The organism is Streptomyces sp. NBC_00029, assembly GCF_045160505.1.
Taxonomy (GTDB): Bacteria; Actinomycetota; Actinomycetes; order Streptomycetales; family Streptomycetaceae; genus Streptomyces.
The window spans coordinates 693,917-714,182 of sequence record NZ_CP108292.1 but is presented as its reverse complement, the minus strand read 5'-3'; the positions used below and the strand labels follow the sequence as shown (position 1 = coordinate 714,182).

Genomic DNA, 20,266 nt, shown 5'->3' with positions numbered 1-20,266 from the left:
TCAAGTTCAGTAGCAGGGTGGGACACCGCCTTCTTCGAGCGCGTCAAGGCCAGGCACTGCCTCGGAAGGTTTCGGACGGGCTGCTCCCAGCCCCGTGGCGCTGTCGGCCGGGGCCAGGACCCGGCTGCCGTCACACGTCGCCGGTACCGCCCCCGGTCGGCAGCATCCACCGGCCCCGGCTCCGTCGTCTGCCCGCCCCGTGCTCCGAGGCCGACCAGGCGCAGCCACCCGAGGTCCTCGTGAGGCGGCGCTGTCACCGGATCCCGGCAAGGCGCTCGGCGCTCGCCCCGTCATCCCACGGCGCTGGACGGCGCGCGTCGCCGCCGTGCTCGGGCCGCCGTCTTCATGACCGGCAGAAGCAGGAACAAAACGGCGCCCGCCCCGGTCGTGGCGGCGAGCAAGGTTGCCATACCGCCCTCCACGTCGGCCGCGCTGGCGACTACCTGCGGATCGTCCGCCCGGTACCGGACGGTGAGGTGCGCGCCCGCGGGGTATTTGCTGCCACCACTGCCCGGTGGCAGGGTCGCCACGATGGTGCGGCCCTGCGCCTCGAAGGCGACCTTGCACCGTCCCAGCGCGCACGTGCCGCGGGTATGCATCGTGGCGTCGGCGCGTACACCGTCGCGGAGCGAGCGCAGATGCTGGGCCTGGGGAATCAGTACCAGCGCCGACAGAGCGCCCAGGAGTAGCGCGAGACCCAGCCACACGAACACTTCCATGCGGTGCCCGGAGCCTGCACGTACCGTCTCGACCATGTTCCATTACCCCCATATGCGCTGCTCACGTACGGGGCAACGGTATGGGGGGCTCCGCGGCTGCGTCACGGGCTGCCGGCGGCACCCCTGGGCCCGTCCGATTGCCGGACATCGGCAGGAAGGGTGGCCGAGCGACCCGTTGCCGCGGCCGTCCACCTCAAGCCCAGCCCCGGTGGACGGTACGGGGCCCGGGCAGGTGCCCAGCCCGCTCGACCTCTGGCACGCGTGACACCGCTGGCCAGGGAGGGAAGCCCCCCAGTGCGAGGTCACCGTGTGCGATGGGTTGGAGGGTTGGGTCTCTGAGACGTCATCTCATTTGGCCAGCCTTCGGAAGCAGATGAGGGTGCAGGCGATGCTGGTGAAGGCGAGGAAGTGTTCGGCTTTGCGTTCGTAGCGGCGGTGGAGTCGGCGGCAGCCGGCAAGCCAGGCCATGGTGCGTTCGATGGTCCAGCGGTGACGTCCCAGTCGCTGCGAGGACTCGATGCCTCTGCGGGCTATGCGGTGCTTGATGCCGCGCTGACGTAACCATTTTCGCAGGTGGGTGTAGTTGTATTCCTTGTCGGCGTGGAGCTTGCCGGGCTTGCGCCGTCGGCGTCCGCGGCGTGAACGGATGGGCGGTATGCCGCGGACGAGGGGCTCGAGGGCCTGACTGTCGTGCAGGTTCGCCCCTGAGATTCCGACGGACAGGGGTAGACCGGTCCGCTCCGTGATCAAGTGGATCTTCGACCCGTACTTGCCCCTGTCGACAGGATTCGGACCTGTCAGGTCCCCCTTTTCAGGGCCCTCATGTTGACGGAGTCGATAGCGCAGCGGGACCAGTCCAGCTCGCCGCGGGCGCCGAGCTCATCGAGGACCAAGCGGTGGAGCTTGGCCCACACTCGAGCCTTGCTCCACTCGGTAAACCGTCGGTGAGCTGTCGCTCCCGACGGTCCGAACGAGGCCGCGGGCAGCTGCTGCCAGGTACAACCCGAGGTCGCGACGAACACGATCGCCGCCAGTACCTCCCGGTCGCCGTGCCGGCGTCGGCCACCGCCCTGCGGCCGCGACGGCGCCTCCGGCACCACCCGCTGGAACAGTGCCCACAACTCATCCGGCACAAGCCGCTCAACAATCCCCGCCACGACCGACAGCCTACCCAACCACCCAAATGAGATGGCCTCTTAGACCGTGTCCTATGTGGTGAGGCGGACGAGTCGCTTGTAGCAGCACAGGGCTGCCGCGAGGCCGAGAAAGGCCAGGTAGTTGCGGGGATGGCGTTCGTAGCGGTGGTTGAGTCTGCGGTAGCCGGTCAGCCAGGACATGGTCCGCTCGATCACCCACCTGCGTCGCCCAAGTCGCTCTGATGACTCGATGCCTTTGCGGGCGATACGGACGCCGATCCGCTTGCCGCGTAGCCATTTCCGCAGTTCAGGTATGTCGTAGGCCTTGTCGGCGTGGAGGCGCTGGGGTTTGAAGTGGCGTCCGCGGTGGGGGTCGTGTCTCGTTTGGTGACCGAGCACCATGGGCTTCAGCGCTTGGCTGTCGTGGGTGTTGGCGGCCGAGAGACCGACGAGGAGGGGCAGTCCTGCCGCGTCCGACAGGACGTGCATCTTGGAACCCGGCTTGCCCCTGTCCACGGGGCTCGGACCTGTGAGTTCGCCCCCTTTTAGCCCTGACGTGGGCGGAGTCGAGGACCGCGCGGGAGAGGTCGAGCAGGCCGGCGTCGTCGAGCCGGTGCAGGATCTCCTCGTGCAGCCGGCCCCAGACTCCGGCCCTCGACCAGATCAGGAACCGGCGGTGGGCTGTCGACTTCGATATCCCGAAGCAGGGTGGCAGAGCCCGCCAGGCGCACCCGCTGACCAGCACATAGATGATCGCGGCGAACAGCGTCTCATCAGGCGTGTCCTGCGTCCCGCCGCCCTGCGGCCGCACTCTCGACGGTGGGATCAGAGGCTCCGCGATCTCCCACAGCCCGTCCGGAACAATCCAACTCCAAGTACCCCGCCCCATACCGACGTCAACGACGCCTCACCACATAGGACACGGTCTAAGGCTTGTCCCGCAAACTTCCTGCTCAGGGCCTGATGACATGATCGAGGCGTGATCAGTGAACCCGGTCAGTCTGGTGCGATGAGGTATGTCCTGTTTGATGTCGATGGCACGTTGATCGATGCCGTGGACAATCAGCGCCTGGTCTGGCGAACGTGGGCAGAGCGGTACGGGCTGGACCCTGATGAGGTCTACCGGGTGGCGCTACGGACGAGGCCGATGGAGACCTTCGCGCAGGTCGCTCCGGACAGGGACGCTCAGAAGTGCCTGGCCGAACTGCACGAGCTGGAGGACGAGGACGTCCGCACCGGCACCTATACGGCTTTCGGCGGCGCCTCGGAGCTGCTGAACGCTCTGCGGCCCGGGGCCTGGGCGTTGGTGACGTCGAACTATGAGCACCGGGTACGTGGACGTTTCGCCCGGACGGGGTTGCCGGTCCCGGAAGTCCTCGTGGACGCCGCCGCGGTGGAGGAGGGCAAGCCGTCACCGGTGCCGTATCTGCAGGCCGCCGCACGACTTGGTGCACAACCGGAGGACTGCCTGGTCATCGAGGACGCCCCCTCTGGAGTGCAGTCCGGGCTGCGTGCCGGGATGACGGTGTGGGGCGTCAACACCCCCGCAGCGGTGGACGGCGTGCATCGCCACTTCGACACCTTGCACGAAGCGGTCCGCGACATCCTCGCCTTCGTCTCCGGACCCCACCCTCACCGGCTGGAGGGTTCCGCCACAGTGCAATGATCTTGCTGTCGCTGGTGTAATCACGGCGTCGGAGCCGTCTTGGATAGTCCCGTTCACCGGGCTGAGCCCGCGCCGGTTCACGAAGCTGGTGACGGCACTGCGTCGCACGGGAGTCGATGTCACCCGCCGGGGCAGGCCGTGGAGCCTGCCGTCGCAGACAGAGCACTGCTGGTCACGGCGTAGTGGCGCACGAACTTGACGATGCGCCAGCTCGCCCCGCTGTTCGGCGTATCCAAATCCGCTGCCGACCGCATCATCGACCACCTCGGTCCGCTCCTGGCGCTGCAGCCTCGGCGCCGCTTCGCCAGAGATGCCGTGCTCATCGTGGACGGCACCCTGGTGCCCACCCGCGACCACACGATCGCCGCAACCGCGGCAGCCGTCTCCGTCGTACTGCGCCTCTACCACCACCATGCCGGTAACGGCATCGTCATGGCCGTGGCCACACCATCCGCCGCGGTCCGCTACCTCATCAAAGCCAACCAGCCCTCGCTGCCGGTCCATACCGACACCACCGACGCTCTGCGCACCGTACGGGCCTGCCTTCGCCACCAGACCGCCTGTCACCATGCCCAGGCCGCACAGCCGGGACCCGGAGTCCGGCAGAGCCCGCCCGGGTCGCTCGGAGCGCCGGGCCGGACTCGGAGTGCGTAGGGGTTGGCCTCGGAGCGCTCTCTTGGAAGGCGAGCTGGAGGCGCCCGACGCGGCCGCCACCCAGCTCGCCGACGCCGTACCCGCCCTCAAGACCAAGATCTCCGTCGCCCCGGGCAAGCCGTACGCGGCCACGCCACGCCTCACCAGCCGCGTACTCGGCGTGATGGCCGCCGAGAGCCGCATCCGGCGCGGCCGCCCCCTGGGCACCTGGGCCTCGTCCCAGTTCCGCTGGACCACAGCCGAACCCCACCCCGAACTCCACGCCGACGACGCCAGAGCCGAACTCGCCACCCACTACCTGCGGGCCTTCGGCCCGGCCACGACCGAGGACGTCAAGTGGTGGACCGGCTGGACCCTCACCGACACCCGCAGGGCCATCACCCGAACCGGCGCCGTCGAAGTCGACCTCTCCCACGGCCCCGGCCACGCGCTGCCCGACCACCTGGACCCGCCCACCGAGACCGCCCGGCGGCCGTTCTGCTCCCCGGGCTCGACCCGACGTCCATGGGGTGGCGCCACCGCGACTGGTACCTCGACCCCGCCTTCGTGCCCGAGCTCTTCGACGCCTACGGCAACATCGGCCCCACCCTGTGGTGGAACGGCCGCATAGCCGGCGGCTGGGCCCAGTGCCCCGACGGCGGCATCGTCACCAATGCCCTGACGCCCGAAGGCCGCACCCGCGAAGCTCGCACGGCCGCCGCCATGGAGGCCGGCCGGATGGCCGCCTTCCTCGGCGACATCCGAATCCGGCCCAGCATGCGCACCCCCCTCGAACGCCGCCTCTCAGCCACCTAGCGTCGCGGAGAACTACATGGCGCTTCGTGCGAGCGGCTCTTCAGACGTCGCCGCGCACTGGAAGGGAGCGGACGACGACCGAGGGCTGCCGCAGGGCATCGTTCTCGGTCGCCAACTGCCGGATCATCTCCGAGTAGATCTCCACGGTGCGGCGCAACTCGATGTTCTCCTGCCGCAGCCGTCGCACCGCCCGGGCTGCTGGCTCGTCGGCGTCCGCCTGGCCGTCATCCGCAGATGCTGCCGACCGGGGGATACGGGGCTGGAAGTAGCCAGCGATCAGGTCGCTGTAGTGCCGGTAGAACGTGGCGTGCGCGATGCCGAGGCGCCGCTCGACCGCGGTGAGGGTGGGGCGGCGGCCGCGGGCTGCGGCGTCGGCGAGGACCGTGTCCATGACGGCTCGGACGGCCAGGGCGGCGGCGCTGACGCGGATCAGGAGCCCGGCGTCGACGAGCCTGGTGACGGTGGGGCCTTCGATCGGCGTGAATGGCTGGCGACCCCGGCCTGTTCGGTCGACAATGATCCGGCGGACGCGCCGGCGGTGCGCCGCGCGGGAGAGGGTGACATGCGGGGGGCGATACTCGGCGGCCGCTACCAATTACGGGAGCCGCTCGGCGCGGGCGGCATGGGGACCGTGTGGCGGGCCAGTGACCAACTGCGTCGGCGCAGCGTCGCCGTGAAGACTCTGACGGGTCTCGTCGAGTCGGACACCTCCGAACTGGCCCGCAGGTTCCGCCGTGAGATCCAGGTGGCTTCGCTGCTGCGTGACCCGCACATCGTGGAGGCGCACGACTCGGGCGAGACGTTCGTCGACGGACGTCCACTGCTGTACCTGGTGATGGAGGAGATCCCGGGTGAGCCGTTGAACCGGCTGCTCGGTGCCCGCACCCCGTCGCTCGCGGAGATCACCCGCTGGGGCGACGGGATCTGCGCGGCGTTGTCGGTCATGCACCGGGCGGGGATCGTGCACCGTGATCTGAAGCCCGCAAACGTGATGATCGGCCCCGACGGGCACGCCACCGTCCTGGACTTCGGTATCGCCCGCCTGGAGGGCGAAGGACTCGACCTGTCCACCCTCACCCGTTCCGGCCATGTGATGGGCACGTTCGCCTACATGTCTCCCGAGCAGGCCATCGGTGCGACCGCACTCGACGGCCGTAGCGATCTCTACTCCCTGGGCTGCTTGCTGTACGCAGCCCTGGTCGGCAGGCCGCCTTTCCCCGAGGGGCCTTGGCACCGCGTTCTGCGCCAGCACATCGAGGAGGCTCCCTTGCCGCCCGGTGCGCTCAGGGACGGAATTCCGGCCGCGTGGGACGCGCTGGTGCTGGATCTCCTCGCCAAAGCGCCGGGGGACCGGCCGCCGAACGCTGCCGCGGTGCGGGAACGGATCGCGGCGCTGCCCCTGCCGGTGAACGCGCCGCCCCCGCCGGTGGCGCCACCTTCCCGGAACGCGACGGTGATCGACCCGGACGCGATCACCTCCGACGCCTCAGCGGTCGTCGGCGTCCACGCGGATCCGGGCGCCCCGGCCGTGCTCGGCGAGGGCGGAGCGGTGATCCCCGCGTTTCCGGGCCCCGGCCCGAACCCGAAGCCGGCCTCGGACTCAACCCCCGACCCGGGCCCCACCCCCGCCCTCACCAGACCGCTGCCCGGCTCCGTGCTGCCCCCGCCGCGGGTGCTGTCCGGCGACGAAGTGATCTCTCGGAGCTTGACGACGCAGCAGTTGCTGGCCCTCGGTGCGGTGGTGCTGGTGGTGCTCAGTGGGCTGGTGACGCTTGCCCTGGTCGTCTCGGGACGCAAGGCCGGCCCGTCGCTGGGCACGGCCGGATTCATCACCCTGGCCGGACTCCTCGCCGCCATCGTGATCGGCTTTCTCCACGCCCTCTACGTCTACGGGTGGCGACCACGCCGGGCCAAGCGGCGGGCCGCGGCCAGGAACCGGCGCGCCGACGAAGAGAGAGCCAAAGCGGATGAGGCGCGGGAAGCGGCATGCGGCGCCGGAAGTCCCGCCCACCAGGACGCCCTCGCGGTCCTCACCTCGGCGATACCGTACGGTCGAGCTCTGTGGGTGGCCTACCAGTTCCAGGGCGGCATCTGGTGGCTCCACCTCTACCCGCTCCAATTCGACAACGGCGATCTGGTGGGGCTCACCGTGCAGTCGCAGGAGACCTACCGCATCGCCGTCTTCCGGCTACGCGGGACGTCCCTCACCCCACCGCCCGGCGTGTGAGCGACCGGCTCCGACGCGATGCCGAACGCCCCTGCCGCTCGCTCACGGCCCTGCCCGGCGGGAGGCTGTGCGGACCGCGGTTCCGGCCCCAGAGACCTCCTCGTCCTCCACGGAGGCGAACGGCCGTGCCCCGTAGATTTGCTCGGCTCTCCTTCGTCCAGGACGGCGTCGCCGCCCTTGATGTGACGGGCGGGGTTGAGGCCCTTCTCCATCAGGTCCACGGCCCACGCCACCTTCTGCACGCCGACCGCTGACAACTGGATGTTGACTGCGGGCTCTGGCGGCTGTCGGGGCTCAGTCGCCCCCGCAGCCGCCGCAGCTCGACCCGCAGCCGCCCCCGTTGTGCCGGTTGCCGGAGTCACTCCCGCGGCCCCGGGTCGACGGGCCGCGCGGTGGGTTCCTGCGGCGTTTCTCCTCGCGCTGCGCCTGGCGGTAGCGCTCCGCCCTCTCCCGGCCCTCGCGGAGCCGTTCCCGCTGCCGGGCAGGGCCGTCCGCCGGTTCCCACGGGCCCAGCCCGTGGCGGCGGTCCGGGCGGAGCGGGGCAGTGGTCACGGTCGCGTACATCCGCCCCATCTCCTGGTGGCGGTGGTATTCGGCGCAGGCGTATTCGAGGACGACTTCGTCGCCCTCCGCAGGGGTGCCGTACAGGACCGCTTCGAAGGGCTCGTGCTTCGGGTCGATGTCGTGGTGCCCGTTCCCCACCCCGTACGCCGAGCCGCTGCCCAGGAGCCGCGTCCTGGCGCGGGTGTCGCTCTTGCGGGGAACGTACGCGATCAGGGGGGTTGCCGAGCGGGTGCGGGCGTCTGCGCACACCCAGTGGCGTCCGTCCGCCCCGGCGCGCACGCCTACGATCAGGGCCGGCTGGGGCTCCCCGTGCAGCCGCCGCGCCGCCCGGTGAGCGAGCTGGCCCCGGCCGTAGAAGGTCGTACCGGCCACAAGGAGCACCAGGCCGATGCCCTGCTGCCCGACGGCGTCGTAGGCGACGCCGGGCGCGGTCGGTTCCCCGAACAGGCCGTCGGTGAGGATGGCTGCGGCGACCAGGCAGAGCGCCAGCCCGAGGTAGACCTGCTGGTGTCCGCGGTGGCCGTCCGATTCCGGGGTGCCGTCGGGCAGCGGGAAGCGGCGCTCTCCCGCAGCGGCGAGGGCCATGGCCCGCTGTCGGTGTCGGGCCCGCAGCCGCAGGAAGCCTCCTGTGAACGCGACGGCGCAGGCGGCGAGGACGACCAGCCACCCGGCCCTCGCCGGATGGTCCACGTCGCCGGGCCGGGCCAGAGTCAAAACCGCTTCCCCAGCGACGAACACAGCCGCCGGAATGGCCGCGACCGGAACGTTCCGATACCAGAGCGGCAGGGCGGTCAGCAGGATCAGACCCGGATACCTCAGCCAGTCCGTCTCGTCGCCGGGCCCGCTGTGCCAGGCCGCGGACGCGGACGAGAGCCCGAACAGCAGGACGTACGCCGCCGTCACCAGGACGGCCAGGACCCAGCCGCCCACGGCAGGGGCGAGAACGGTCGGGACCGCCGCCTTCCGCCATCGTTCGGCGTCGGCCACGGCCCAGGTGGCGACACCTCCTCCGGACACCGACCGGGAGGCGACACCGTCCCCGGTCACGGACCAGGTGGCGACACCGTCTTCGGGCAGAGTCCCGGTCGGCAGATGCTTGATGTGATATGCCGTCACCGAACCACCGCCGCGCTCCCCTGCATGCGCATCCCGCACGCCCCCTACGCTCGCTCCCCCATGCATTCCCGGCCAGTCTGCCCGCGACAGTGCTCCGCCCCACCGCGGAGAGCGCTTTCCAGCCAAGCATTCCGGTCCGTTAAACCCAAGGCTTCCCGGGGCAAGCTCACCGGAGGCGGGGCAGAACCTTCCAGAGTGCCCCTCCTATAGATCTCTACAGGTCTGGCCGGGGCAAGGGGGCTGGGTCAGCTCTGTTCAGAGGACCGCTTCCTTGGCCAGGCCGCGTGTGGTGACGACCCGGGCGCTGCCGTCGGCCAGCCGGTAGGACAGACCCACCACGGCTACCTGGCCGGTGCTGACCTGGTCGGCGAGCACGCGGGAGCGGTCCAGCAGGAAGTCGACGGTGTGGCGGATATGTTCGGCGATGATGTCATCGTCCTCGGTGAGTCCGGCGGCGCGGGCGGCCAGGACGCTGGGCGTGACGCGCTCGATGACATCGCGTACGTACCCGGTGGCCACGATGCCGTCGGCCAGGGCGGTGCGGGTGGCCGCGACCGCGCCGCAAGTGTCGTGGCCCAGGACGACGACCAAGGGGCAGTCCAGCACGCTGACCGCGTACTCGATGCTGCCCAGCACCTCTGCCCCCGCCACGTGGCCTGCGGTGCGGACCACGAACAGGTCGCCCAGGCCGCGGTCGAAGATGATCTCGGCAGCAAGGCGGGAGTCGGAGCAGCCGAACAGCACTGCGAACTCACGTAGCGCGGTGACGGCGGCCGGGATGACCTTCAGGGGCTCGGCGGTCTCCGGGCTGAGCTCGGACAGCGCCGGCGGCCGCCGGTTGCGCTGCGCCTGCTCGATCTCCAGAGTCCGATCAGGGGTTATTGCCCACCGCTTGGTGGTATGGCGAGCAACAGGAGCAGGGGTGCGCCGACCAGGGAACGGAGGATGGTGCCAGTTCGGGGCAAGGGCTCGCCGTCGTCCTGCGTGGTGGTATCGCGCAGCATGAAGTAGGCGAAGCAGCCGGCTGCCGTGCCGCCGACGCCTGCGATGATCCAGCCGACAGTCGTTGTGCCGTGTTCCTTGTCCCAGCCGAGACCGACACTGAGCAGCAGCACGAGGAAATACGGCAGGTTCGCCACGACCAAGAAGACGAACGCGACGAGCAATTGTGCGATGTGCCGCAGTCGCCGGAGGACTGGCGCGTGGAGGTCCTTGAGACGCGTCGTCGGGTGGGCAGTGGCCTGGCTGTTCAGCGTGTGCATGTTCCCGGCGAGGTGGGCGAGCAGAGCCTTGCGGGATGCCTCCGGCCCGGTGATTGTGCAACGTGCGCCGGATGCGGCGGCGTTGTCCGGCGTTGTCCCGGACATCCGCGTGGCGCCCAACGTGGCAGCGGATCGGGAGCCGGGACGGCTCTCGACGAGGCTTCCGCTGACGATTCGGGGCACGGGGACGGCTGTCCCCTCAGCCTCCTTGCCCCGGGGGAGGTCGAGGCGCGCCTGGTCGACGAGGTCGGCGAGCAGCTCGTCCTCGGCGGTGGCGTCGTCGCTGATGAGGTCGAGCCGGTGGTCGAGGTCCTCCATCCGCACCGTCTGGCGCAATACGGCAAGTGCGGCCGGCTCGGGGGAGGTGAGCTGCGCGGCCTTCTCCTGCAGGCGCTGGATCTGTTCGTGTGCTTCGTTCGCTTCGCGGGCGAGGGCCTGCTGGGCCTGTTCGGCCGTGAAGCGGCGGCGGCGTGCGCGTTCGAGTTCGCTGTTCGTGCGTTCCAGACGTGCGCGGGCCTGGGCGAGCTGGTACTCGATCTCGGCGCGTTCACGATCGCGGGCGGCGGCCAGCTCGACGGTCCGCTGACCGACGACGGACTCGAGGTAGGCACCCATCTGCCGCAGCTCGGCCAGGGCGGCGTTGGCCTTCGCGGCGACGTCCTGCGCGCGGGCCTGTCCGGCGAGGGCATCGGTGAGCTGTTCATGCAGGCGTACCAGGTGCGTGGCCTCGCCTTCGGCCTCGGGCCGCCGTGATTCGCGGTCGGCCTCCCGCCACAACTGTGCCGCGTCACGTTGCAAGGCCGGCAGCATACGAGGATCGGAGGCAGTGCTCTCCAGCAGACGATGCAGCAGAGACCGGGGGATGATCTGGGCCCCGTTCAGGTAGGTGGCCCAGGTGGAGGCACTGGGGCCCTCCTCGAAGCGGGCGGCCAGATCCCTGACCGTGAGCCGTTGAGGTTCGATCAGCCGACACAAGAACTCCGCCAGCCGGTTCGCATGCGGCCTCCCCCTGAAAACGCGCTGCCGCGGCATGGTGCTCCCGGTATTTGTCCAGGCCTGTCCGGCCGTTGTCCACGCAGAATCAGGCAACTACCAGGGCTGATGCTCTGTTAGGCGCCAGTCATATCCCACCAGTGCAGATCGTGGTCCGCAGCCCCTTCTCCCAATCCATGGAGCAAGCGATGCACTGGAGCCAGTTGTTCTACGAGTTCCTCCTCCACGATGTCCTTGGCAACACCGTTGCTGCACTCCTCGTCACCGCCGGAGCCTGGACGACCCGCCGCCTGGTCCGACGCTCCAGCAACCGCCGGACCACGAACCGAGACAGCACCGACCAGCCCTGAGAAGAGCTGAAGAATCGGCGATGCGGCGGTCGGGGCCGCAGCCATCAGCGGGAGCCTGCTGGAGGGGCTCGGCGAGGAGAGCAAGGCCGTGGGCGGGGTCTACTCGGCACCGGATGCCGTGGTCGAGCGCATGGCAGCCGGCGCTCAGCACCATCGTCGGCTTGGTTCCGGCCGTGGCGCAGCCCGACGCCGACCCGATCAGGCAGGCCGCCGCCAGCTGAAACCCTGAGACACCACCACGCCGGGCCCGCGGCTCGGCAGCACCCGCCGATCGATCCGCCGCAGCCTGTTCGGCGGGCGCCGCACGTTCCAGGTACACCGGCCCGTGATACTCCTGGCCATGAGGTGGTCCGAGAATGGCCCATCGACCTGGCGGTGCGCTCGTCTCATCCGATCGGGGCCGGCGGGGCAGAGGCGTCGCCCGCGGCGTCGGCGTAGCGGCGGGCCAGATGCGCGAAAGCATCCTTGAGCTCAGCCGGTCCGACGACCTCGATGTCGGCATCGAACCTGCCCACGGCGGCGGCCAGTGCGGGCCATGACCACGAACCCAACGTGAGTCGGCAGCGGTTCGGGCCCAGTTCCTCGACGAACCCGTCGCGGGTGTAGCGGGACACGAAGCCAGCGGGGACGTCGAGGATCACCTCGCCGCGACAGGGCTGGTCGCCCGAGCCGTCATGACCTTGAAACCTGCCGGAGACGAAGGCAGCCACATCGCCTCCGGGCAGTTCGCGCGGGGCGAAGCGGGGCCCGGTCGGGGTGCGCGGGGTGATGCGGTCGGCGCGGAAGGTGCGCCAGTCCTCGCGGTCGAGGTCCCAGGCTACGAGGTACCAGCGGCCGCCCCAGGTGACGAGGTGATGGGGCTCGACCCGGCGCGGAGCGGATGGGGCGGGCTCGTCGTTTGCTCCTGGTCGGGGTACGGGGGCGTAGCCGAAGCGCAGCACCTCTCGGGCGTGGACGGCGGCCCCGAGCGTCATGAGCACCCCGCTGTCGACCTGCCGATCCGGCCGGGTCACGGGTCGCTCGACGGCGGTGATCTGGAGGGTGTCGATACGTCGGCGCAGCCGAGCGGGCATGACCTGCCGGACCGTGATCAGGGCGCGCGCCGCGGCCTCCTCGATGCCGGCGCCGGCAGTGGTGGCGATCTGGAGTGCGACGGCGAGGGCGACCGCCTGCTCGTCGTCGAACAGCAGCGGGGGCAGTTCCGCTCCGGCATCGAGCCGGTACCCGCCGTCGGGGCCTTTGAACGCCACGATCGGGTACCCGAGCTCGCGCAGGCGGTCGACATCACGGCGCACGGTACGCAGGCTGATGTCGAGCCGCTCGGCCAGGAGCGCCCCGGGCCAGTCCCGGCGCGCCTGGAGCAGCGAGAGCAGCGAGAGCAGGCGTGCTGAGGTCTTCGGCATGATCCCCATGTTGCCCCGAGAAGCGGCCACACCCTGTCCGCTTCCCCCGCGATCGTTGTTCTCGTGCCAGACAACGAGAACAACCGGAAGGGCCCGATCTCCGTGACAGCCACGACGCCATCCTCGACTCCCGACGCAGAGCGCGCCGACCTGCTCGCGGCGCTCGCGACCGCGCGATCGGCCCTGACCGCCACCACGCGTGGGCTCAGCGACGAGCAACTCGGCGAGCACCCGACCGTCAGCACTCTGTGCCTGGGCGGGCTGATCAAGCACGTTGCGTCTATGGAGGAGGCATGGATGCGCTTCGTGGCCGAGGGCCCGTCCGCGATGCGGTTCGACCTGCCCGACGGTGTCACCTGGGCCGAGCTCGCCGCCGGCACCGCACGCGAGTTCCCTCAGTGGATGATCGACCACCAGAACGACTTCCGGACGCTTCCCGGCGAGACGCTGGCCGGCATCCTCGAGCGCTACGAGCAGGTCGCCGCCCGGAGCGAGGAGATCATTGCCTCCGTGCCCGACCTGTCGGCGACGCACCCGCTGCCGCAGGCTCCCTGGAACGATCCGGGAGCGGACCGCAGCGTGCGCCGGGTGCTGATGCACGTCATCGCCGAGACCGCCCAGCACGCCGGGCACGCGGACATCCTGCGCGAGACGCTCGACGGCCAGAAGTCCACCTGAGCGGCGATCCCGGGGCTGGAGGCGACTCCTTGTCGCCCGGCCCCGGGCCCACGGATGAGCCAGGCCAGGGAGTCGGATCACCACCAACCTGAAAGGAACGACGTCACCGTGAAGATGCGCGAGCAAGGGCGAAGCGAACTTCGGGGCAGGCTCTACTGCCTGGGCACCTCGAGGTTCGTACCGGTCGGCAGACCGAAACAACTGCGTGCTGCCGGCCATCACAGGCGCGTCGATACCCCGGCGATCGGCCGACGAGCGTGCCGGGGCCTGACCGGATGAGGGTCCTCGACACCCGGGCGCTCAACCGCGCGACGCTCGCCCGGCAGTTGCTGCTCGACCGCGCCGACGTACCGGTTCTCGACGCCGTCGCGCACCTCGGCGGCCTGCAGGCGCAGGAACCGCAGGAACCGTTTGTCGGGCTCTGGTCGCGGCTGCGCGCGTTCGACCCGGGGGTGCTCTCGGACCTGCTGACCGGGCGGCGCGTGGTACGGACCCACCTCATGCGCCGCACCGTCCACCTCGTCACAGCCGAAGACGCTCTGGCCTGGCGGGCCCGCCACGACACCATGCTGCGCCAACGGGTGCTCGGTACCTACCGCCGCGAGCTCGACGGGACGGACCTCGACGAGCTCGCCACAGCGGGCCGGGCCGTGATGGCGGACGGTGAGCCGCGCTCGATGGCCGAGCTCACGCGGGCGCTCGCCCCGCGCTGGCCCACGCCCGGGCCGCGGGCACTGGGGGAGATGCTGATCGCCGCCCTCATTCCGATGGCGCAACTGCCCCCGCGCGGGCTCTGGCGCACCAAGGCGGGGGTACGAAACGTCCCGCTCTCGGCCTGGCTGGGCCGCGAGGTCGACCCTCCGGCCCCGAAGGGCTGCGATCCGGTCGGCGAAGCGCTGGTGCGTCGCTACCTGGCCGCGTTCGGCCCCGCCGCCTCGGCCGACCTGCGCGCCTGGTGCGGCCTCGCCGGACTGCCGGCCGCGGTCGCCGCACTACGGGAGGAACTGGTCTGCTTTCGCGACGAGCGAGGCCGGGAACTGCTGGACCTCCCCGACGCACCACGCCCCGACCCCGACACACCCGCCCCGGTACGGTTCCTGCCGGCTTTCGACAACGCGGTCCTCGGCTATCACGACCGGGGCCGCATCATCGATGATGCCTACCGCGGCCTGTCGGTTACCGGAGCCCGCGTCGTCCTGGTCGACGGCCGGGTCGCCGCGACCTGGACCCTCAAGGCCGACACCGTGATCGTCACCCCCCTACGCCACCTTCCCCGAGGTGACCGCACCGCTGTGGCCGAGCAGGGGCAGGCACTCGCGTCGTTCCTCTCCGACAACGCCGGCGACCGCGTCCAGATCTCCGAAGTCACCCGCTGAGGGGCTGATGACGGCGAGCGCACCACCCGCTGTGCGAGAAGCCCGCGCCGAGCAGGTATCGCGCTCTGTCGATCCGTCGGGGGCAGCAGGTCCTTGGCTCGGCGTTCCATCAGCACGGGCAGGTATGTGCGCACACGTGCGTACCTGAGCTCGTCGTACGCCGTCTGTACTGTTTTTTGTACCAGGCCGGCGTCCAGCTGAGGGTGCGCCTTCACTAGCCGCTCGGCGACATGGCGGATGCTGAGGGCATCCTCCGATTCGGCCATCGCGCACCTCGGTCTTCCTTCGGGGATCGCTTTTCCCAAGTCTTGCGGAGCAGCCCTCGGCCCGGAAGTCGATCTTTCGCCGCTCTCCGCGGCCGGTGGCGGCATCCACCGGCTGGAACCCGCTGAACCGTTCGACCGGCTGTGGGCTGAAGCACGGCGGGCTCTCGGCGGTTCAGCCTGACGTGGCGAGTTGGGGTTGGTAGAGGGTTCCGTCGCTGAGCATCTCGAAGAGGAAACGGGCGCCGGGGTGGGGGCTTGGGTGCCGGGGTCGGGAATGCATTGGAGGTGGCGGTTGGTCTCCCTGGTGCCACGGTCGGGGGTGGTGGGGTCTGGTGTGTGGCACACCTCTGGCACTTTCGACACGTGGTTCCTGGCGGGTAGGGGTTTTCCCGTCGGGCGGGATGCGAGGGGAGGCACCCACCGACCGGGGTGGTTACGAGGTCGTCCGACGCGACACCACACGCCGCGAACACGACGCAGGCCCTTCTCCGCTCGGTCGTCGGCTACCTGCGCCTGCCCCGGTCACGCCGGTTGTGCCGTCAGGTGTGCAGGCGGCTGTTGGAGCCTTCCCGGTCTGACCGCTTGCGCAGGCCAAAGGGGGTGTTGCTGGAGTACCAGGTCGAGGTGCACTCGGGGCACTTGAACCGGGGCCAGGGGTGCGGATCGCCTGCGAGCAGGGCCCTCACCCTGCCAAACGGTCCCCTTCATCGTGATCATCAGAGCGCGGCGCCCGGGCTGGACACCGCCCGCCATGATCCACGAAGACCGCCTGCGCCCGGGCAGAAACAGCCGAATGCCGGCATCTGCTGCCACGGTCTGAGCGTCAGCGCCTCGAAGTGGTGGTGACGTCCGTGGTGGAGAAGCGTCTTCGCGGTTAGTTCGTTCAGGTGTCTGGCCAGCGGGGGTGTGTGGCTTCCAGGCCGAGGAGATCGAGCAGGTGGCGCTGGATGCCTCGGGTGATGGCGATGACGGGTGGCTCGGTGGCGCTGCCGATCCGTAGCCTCAGGTCGGACAGGTTGCGGGGGTAGGTCGGAAAAGCTCCGTTGTCAGTTCGCAGCCGGGGAAGCTGTGTCGTCGGCCTTGATGTCGAAGTTGATCTGGTCTCCAACGATAGAGGAAACGGTGACTGATACGCCCAAAGTGCTGCCGTCGCCCGCTGTGAGCGTGCAACGGGTGGTGGTGCCGACCTTCCCGACGAGGTCCTCGGGACAGGCGACGTCTGGCGTCGGCTGGCCCGTTGTGGCGGCGAGCTTTTCGGCGACTGTGGTGGCCAGCTTGGCCTTGGACAGTTTTTGCTCGGAGTTTCCAACGCTGACGGAGCCCGAGCAGCCGACGAGCAGCACGCTGGCGGCTACGGCCGAGAGGCTCCAAGTTGCTGCGGACAAGCGGGTTATGGTCATGGTGGGGCTCCATTCCGGATGATCAAAATGATAAGTGGCCGGAAGCATACTGGCCGTGCGTCAGGCGCGCAGAGCTAGACCCGCACGGGTGTGCTGCGCGGTTGCGCCAGGCTCTGGATCTGCACTGTCCCGAGCAGTACACGGTGTCCTGACGGCGGCCTGCTCCAGCGAAGGTCAGGCGACCGCAGACCAGACAGGTCAGCAGCCGGACCATGCCGGTTTCGCCGTTCCCCTCCGCTTCACCCAGCATCAGCCCGTGCCCCGGCATGCGGCCGGCGGTCCTGCGCTCCCGGTGCGCCTGGGCTCGCCAGACGTCGTCGCAGTAGAGGCGCCGGGATGGGGCGCCCCTGGGCAACCGAGTCCCACAGGAGGCGCAGAAGCGAACGCGGGCCATGTCTCCAGCGTCGCTCACCTGCCCCGGCCATCCAACTTCGATCCCGGTTCGCTGTCACCGGACAACGGCCGCACGCGGGCGGGGCGGTCGGGCACACTGCGGGCATGACCGATGACGAGAACGAACGCAGGGCACAGGCCGCACGGGCCGAGCGCTCGTAGGACCGCGGCAGCGCGCGGCCGTAGACCGTGACGCAGGAAGGGAATGCAGCTGGTGGGGGACATCGATGACGCCCTGGACCGCGCGGACCGTGAAGGGTTCACGCGGGAGCCGCCCAGGACGTTGAAGGGGCGGATCAGCTTCCTGGTGAGACAGTTGAAGTCGACCAAGGCCGTCGCCCGGGAGCTCAAAGTGAGCCAGCGGCCGGTGGAGCGTTACCGCAAGGGCGACCGGAAGACCCCGCCCAAGCCGGTCGCGGACCGCATCGACATGGCCGTGCGGGCCTGATGGCAGCCCGTGGTGCGTGGCCGCCGCCGCAAGGAGGCGGCAGCCAGCACCGGGATCACGGTGGAGACGCGGGCCCGGTTCGGCTACACCGCTCCGGTCGGCACGACCGACGACGGCCGGATGCGACGCCTGACCGTCCATCTCCCGCCCGCGTACGCGCAGCGTCTCTTCGACGCCCGCGCCCAGGGTGGAAGCGACCAGCAGATGCGTGCAATCGTGGCCGAAGGATTGCAGGAAATCTATTTCAAGGACGGCGGGACCCGCGCGGACGGCCTTGAAGTCGAATTCACGGACATCGACTATTTCGACGTCTCCTTCTGAACAGGAACCTGAAAATGCCGCGCACTGAAACCGGAAAGCAGGAGCCGGGACGGCGCCGCCGACCGACCACCACGGCCTGGTAGACCGGGTGTGCTTCGACCTGGAGACCGCTGGCTTCTGCACGACCCCGCCGACAGACCAGGCCCAGGGACTCGTCGTCAGCCCCGACCAGGACGGCGAAGTCGTCGTCGCATGCCTCTCCCACACCCGCCTCAACACCGCGGCGCTCGCCGTGGTCAACGCGGACAGGCTGGAGGCAGCGGTCGTCACCCGCTTCGAGACGGTCCGCGACGCCATGAACACTGCGCTCGCCGCCGTCCTGACCGGCTTCGGATACCGCATACGCCCGAACACCGACGGCCTCGCCCACATCGTCAACGGCTGCAAGAGGCTCAAGGCACCGTCTGCCTCTCTCCGGATCCCCTCGTGCGCGCGTGGGCGCGTCCACGCCTCTCAGGCCGGTCACAGGCCGGCCGGATACGTAGGACTGCGAAGTTCGCACCCCGGCGGCCGGGGTGCGGAACCGGTGGTGTGTCCGGTCGTTGAAGGTCCTGGGTCGCACGCCGTCCCGGGCACGCCCTGCCGTTCTCCTCGGCCTGCCCGGGCGGACCCCGGGTCCTGGTGCCTGACGCCTTCTGTTCCTTGCTGCTGTCGCTCGGGGACGGATGTCACCGAGAGCGGTGGTGGCAGCGTCGGGTGCCAGGACCAGTTTTCCGGCCTGTGCCTCGGCCGTCCCGGGCGCCGGTTAGGGTCGTGGTCAGCCCGCGCCGATATGGCGTGCGTGGGTGAGGCCCGGTGCCCAGAGCGCCACGTCGGCGCCTACACCAAGGAGTCGAAGGCGCCCGGCGCATCGATCACGCTCGGCCGCGCCGATGGGATGCCGACCGACCGGTGGAAGACCGTCGACCTCTGACCGCAGCCGCGGCGGGGCGGGCAGGCCCCGGCGTCATGACACCGGGCGGCCGCGGGCGCCCCCCGCGAGCTGGCCGAGGAGACCGGTGCTCACGTGCCCGTCGGCAACCTCCACCAGATCGGCGTCTGGGACCAGGTCGGCCGCGACCCGCGCGGCACATACGTCACCTTCGCGTACATGGTCATCGTCCCCGACGGCACCCCGGCCATCACCAGGGAAGACGCCCGCACCGCCCGCTGATGGCCCGTGAAGGATCTGCCGGAGCGCCTGGCGTTCGACCACGCCGACATCATCAGTGCGGCCGTCGCACCCAACTCCTGAGAGGGCGCCGGCTACCTGGGTGTCGCGCACGGCCTCTCCAGGCCGTCCTCGGCACCCCGCCGTTCTCGGCATCGAGACCCCGGCTCGCACCAGCTCACCGTGCCATGCCTCCGCACGGCCGTCGGCACGAACTGTGAAAAGCACATGTGGTTTCACCAGGGCGTATGTCATCCTCAGGTCCCGTGTCAGCACGTAACCGCCGCCTGCCTCGGGACCTGTCGTGGCCGCTCTCGCCAACAGACATCCGCACGGCCCTTGGTACGGGAGAGACGATCGCCGTCGACCTGCGGTTCGACGACCGCATTTGGAGTGACGGCACCTTGCTACACGTCGAGTGGATACCGCCGCTCTCTTCCAACTACGGCACGGGCATCGATCCCGGTCTGTGGAACAGCGTACGGATCCACATCGCCCCGATCGCGGACATCCGACGGGGCATCGCCCGCCTGGCCCTGCTCCGGCACGCGCTTCCCGAACTCGCGGCCTGGACCTACGCCGCCCGGTCTGCGCCCGAGGGCTGGGCCCTGAGCAGCCACAGCCGCTCCTGGCGGTTCGAGGACCGCTCCATCGCCCACCGCGACGACCACCAGCCGTACCGCTGAGCACCACACTTCGACGAACGGTGCCGAAGCAGAAAGGAGTCGGCCCGTCGAGAAACCGTCTGGGAGCGGTGCCGGCTCCGCGCAGGGTGGTCTCGTCCCGTTCCCGGGCGCGTGTGCGCCCGGGGTGTGGCATACCGGGATGCAGGCCCGGGGCGAAGCCGGGAGCCGGAGCCGGAGCCGGGCAGTGAAGGGGATGGTGGACGGGGCGGGTGGGGCAGGCGAGGGAGCTGATCGGCCAGACGGTGACGGACGCGGTGCGTTCCGGGTTCGCGGCCTGGTTCAAGTCGCGTACGCGGGTCCGGGTGAGGGCTGCGTCTGCGCGCGCACGACTGCGGCGGCGTGGTCCCCGTCTCCTGGTGCGGTGAGCACGGCGACGGGGTGGGGCTGGTGTTGGAGTCGCACCCTGGAGGCGGGATCCGCTGCACGGACCTGCTCCTGGACCGTACGGGCAGAGACGGGTGAGCGCCACGAACGGTCGGTGACTCCCGAACTTATCGGTACTGATCACATGGCGGGTTGCTGCCGTCGGGTTCGTTGCCCGGGGTGGCGGTCTGAGCGCCGGCACCGGGGGTTGGCTGGTCACTCCGTCCCGGCAGGGGAGGGGGCCTGGACGGGGTGTGCGGTTGCCGTACGGGTCCGGGCGGCAGCCCGTCGTGCGGGCGA

The 20,266-nt window shown here is 70.1% G+C and carries 16 protein-coding genes and 5 pseudogenes; 11 read left to right on the top strand and 10 right to left on the bottom strand.

Annotation, left to right across the window (positions count from 1 at the left end):
* Positions 1–290: 290 nt before the first annotated feature.
* The 3 genes from OG753_RS03480 to OG753_RS03470 form a co-directional block, all read right to left on the bottom strand.
* Positions 291–755, bottom strand: coding sequence for a DUF3592 domain-containing protein (locus OG753_RS03480; RefSeq protein ID WP_405787057.1), 465 nt, complete (start codon positions 753–755; stop codon positions 291–293).
* Positions 756–1,067: 312 nt separating this feature from the next.
* A protein-coding gene (locus OG753_RS03475) for an IS5 family transposase (protein WP_405792528.1) occupies positions 1,068–1,867 on the bottom strand; the annotation gives its coding sequence in 2 pieces (ribosomal slippage) (positions 1,068–1,529 and positions 1,532–1,867; 798 coding nt in all).
* A gap of 60 nt (positions 1,868–1,927) precedes the next feature.
* A protein-coding gene (locus OG753_RS03470; protein WP_405787056.1) for an IS5 family transposase occupies positions 1,928–2,744 on the bottom strand; the annotation gives its coding sequence in 2 pieces (ribosomal slippage) (positions 1,928–2,402 and positions 2,401–2,744; 819 coding nt in all).
* 90 nt (positions 2,745–2,834) lie between these two features.
* Between OG753_RS03470 and OG753_RS03465 the strand changes: the two genes are divergently transcribed.
* The 3 genes and pseudogenes from OG753_RS03465 to OG753_RS03455 all read left to right on the top strand — a co-directional run bounded on the left by OG753_RS03465 (position 2,835) and on the right by OG753_RS03455 (position 4,970).
* On the top strand, positions 2,835–3,521 hold the full coding sequence (locus OG753_RS03465; protein ID WP_405787055.1) for an HAD family hydrolase: 687 nt from the start codon (positions 2,835–2,837) through the stop codon (positions 3,519–3,521).
* Between the two features lie 19 nt (positions 3,522–3,540).
* Positions 3,541–3,887 (top strand): annotated as a pseudogene (locus OG753_RS03460) (transposase family protein); the annotation flags it as partial.
* Positions 3,832–4,970: pseudogene (locus OG753_RS03455) on the top strand (DNA glycosylase AlkZ-like family protein). The pseudogenes OG753_RS03460 and OG753_RS03455, both read left to right, overlap by 56 nt.
* Before the next feature lie 40 nt (positions 4,971–5,010).
* On the opposite strand, the gene OG753_RS03450 reads toward OG753_RS03455, so the two are convergent.
* The gene (locus OG753_RS03450; protein ID WP_405787054.1) at positions 5,011–5,361 is read right to left on the bottom strand and encodes a hypothetical protein; all 351 of its coding nucleotides are present in this window, start codon (positions 5,359–5,361) and stop codon (positions 5,011–5,013) included.
* A 171-nt stretch (positions 5,362–5,532) separates the two neighbouring features.
* Between OG753_RS03450 and OG753_RS03445 the strand changes: the two genes are divergently transcribed.
* Positions 5,533–7,197 carry a serine/threonine-protein kinase gene (locus tag OG753_RS03445; protein WP_405787053.1) on the top strand — a complete coding sequence of 555 codons (1,665 nt, stop codon included), beginning with the start codon at positions 5,533–5,535 and terminating at the stop codon, positions 7,195–7,197.
* Positions 7,198–7,491: 294 nt separating this feature from the next.
* On the opposite strand, the gene OG753_RS03440 is transcribed toward OG753_RS03445, so the two are convergent.
* The 3 genes from OG753_RS03440 to OG753_RS03430 all read right to left on the bottom strand — a co-directional run bounded on the left by OG753_RS03440 (position 7,492) and on the right by OG753_RS03430 (position 11,171).
* Complete coding sequence (locus tag OG753_RS03440; RefSeq protein ID WP_405787051.1) at positions 7,492–8,877, bottom strand: hypothetical protein; 1,386 nt, start codon at positions 8,875–8,877, stop codon at positions 7,492–7,494.
* A 255-nt stretch (positions 8,878–9,132) separates the two neighbouring features.
* A complete protein-coding gene (locus OG753_RS03435) occupies positions 9,133–9,759 on the bottom strand; it encodes a carbonic anhydrase (protein WP_405792526.1) in 627 nt (208 codons plus the stop codon).
* Complete coding sequence (locus OG753_RS03430; protein WP_405792985.1) at positions 9,756–11,171, bottom strand: hypothetical protein; 1,416 nt, start codon at positions 11,169–11,171, stop codon at positions 9,756–9,758. The genes OG753_RS03435 and OG753_RS03430 overlap by 4 nt, the downstream gene beginning before the upstream one ends.
* A 149-nt stretch (positions 11,172–11,320) precedes the next feature.
* On the opposite strand from OG753_RS03430, the gene OG753_RS03425 reads away from it, so the two are divergent.
* On the top strand, positions 11,321–11,482 hold the full coding sequence (locus OG753_RS03425) for a hypothetical protein (RefSeq protein WP_383201407.1): 162 nt from the start codon (positions 11,321–11,323) through the stop codon (positions 11,480–11,482).
* A gap of 386 nt (positions 11,483–11,868) precedes the next feature.
* Here the strand turns inward: OG753_RS03425 and OG753_RS03420 are convergent, their stop codons facing one another.
* Positions 11,869–12,885 carry a helix-turn-helix transcriptional regulator gene (locus OG753_RS03420; RefSeq protein WP_405787050.1) on the bottom strand — a complete coding sequence of 339 codons (1,017 nt, stop codon included), beginning with the start codon at positions 12,883–12,885 and terminating at the stop codon, positions 11,869–11,871.
* Positions 12,886–12,987: 102 nt separating this feature from the next.
* Between OG753_RS03420 and OG753_RS03415 the strand changes: the two genes are divergently transcribed.
* Together OG753_RS03415 and OG753_RS03410 are read left to right on the top strand one after the other, a co-directional pair.
* A complete protein-coding gene (locus OG753_RS03415) occupies positions 12,988–13,563 on the top strand; it encodes a DinB family protein (RefSeq protein WP_405792524.1) in 576 nt (191 codons plus the stop codon).
* A 275-nt stretch (positions 13,564–13,838) separates the two neighbouring features.
* Complete coding sequence (locus OG753_RS03410; protein WP_405787049.1) at positions 13,839–14,939, top strand: winged helix DNA-binding domain-containing protein; 1,101 nt, start codon at positions 13,839–13,841, stop codon at positions 14,937–14,939.
* 95 nt (positions 14,940–15,034) lie between these two features.
* On the opposite strand, the pseudogene OG753_RS03405 reads toward OG753_RS03410, so the two are convergent.
* Both OG753_RS03405 and OG753_RS03400 read right to left on the bottom strand, forming a co-directional pair.
* A pseudogene (locus OG753_RS03405) lies at positions 15,035–15,205 on the bottom strand (three-helix bundle dimerization domain-containing protein); the annotation flags it as partial.
* Positions 15,206–16,251: 1,046 nt separating this feature from the next.
* Positions 16,252–16,605: a DUF4333 domain-containing protein gene (locus tag OG753_RS03400; RefSeq protein WP_405787048.1), complete on the bottom strand. Its 354-nt coding sequence runs from the start codon at positions 16,603–16,605 to the stop codon at positions 16,252–16,254.
* 607 nt (positions 16,606–17,212) lie between these two features.
* Here OG753_RS03400 and tpg point away from each other — a divergent pair.
* The 4 genes and pseudogenes from tpg (at position 17,213) to OG753_RS03380 (ending at position 19,603) form a co-directional block, all read left to right on the top strand.
* Positions 17,213–17,767: pseudogene (gene tpg, locus OG753_RS03395) on the top strand (telomere-protecting terminal protein Tpg).
* A gap of 781 nt (positions 17,768–18,548) precedes the next feature.
* Entirely contained in the window at positions 18,549–18,680 is a 132-nt protein-coding gene (locus OG753_RS03390; protein ID WP_405787047.1) for a hypothetical protein, read from the top strand.
* Positions 18,681–18,743: 63 nt separating this feature from the next.
* A pseudogene (locus tag OG753_RS03385) lies at positions 18,744–18,920 on the top strand (hypothetical protein); the annotation flags it as partial.
* Positions 18,921–19,183: 263 nt separating this feature from the next.
* Positions 19,184–19,603 carry a hypothetical protein gene (locus OG753_RS03380; RefSeq protein WP_405787046.1) on the top strand — a complete coding sequence of 140 codons (420 nt, stop codon included), beginning with the start codon at positions 19,184–19,186 and terminating at the stop codon, positions 19,601–19,603.
* The last annotated feature ends 663 nt before the right edge of the window (positions 19,604–20,266 follow it).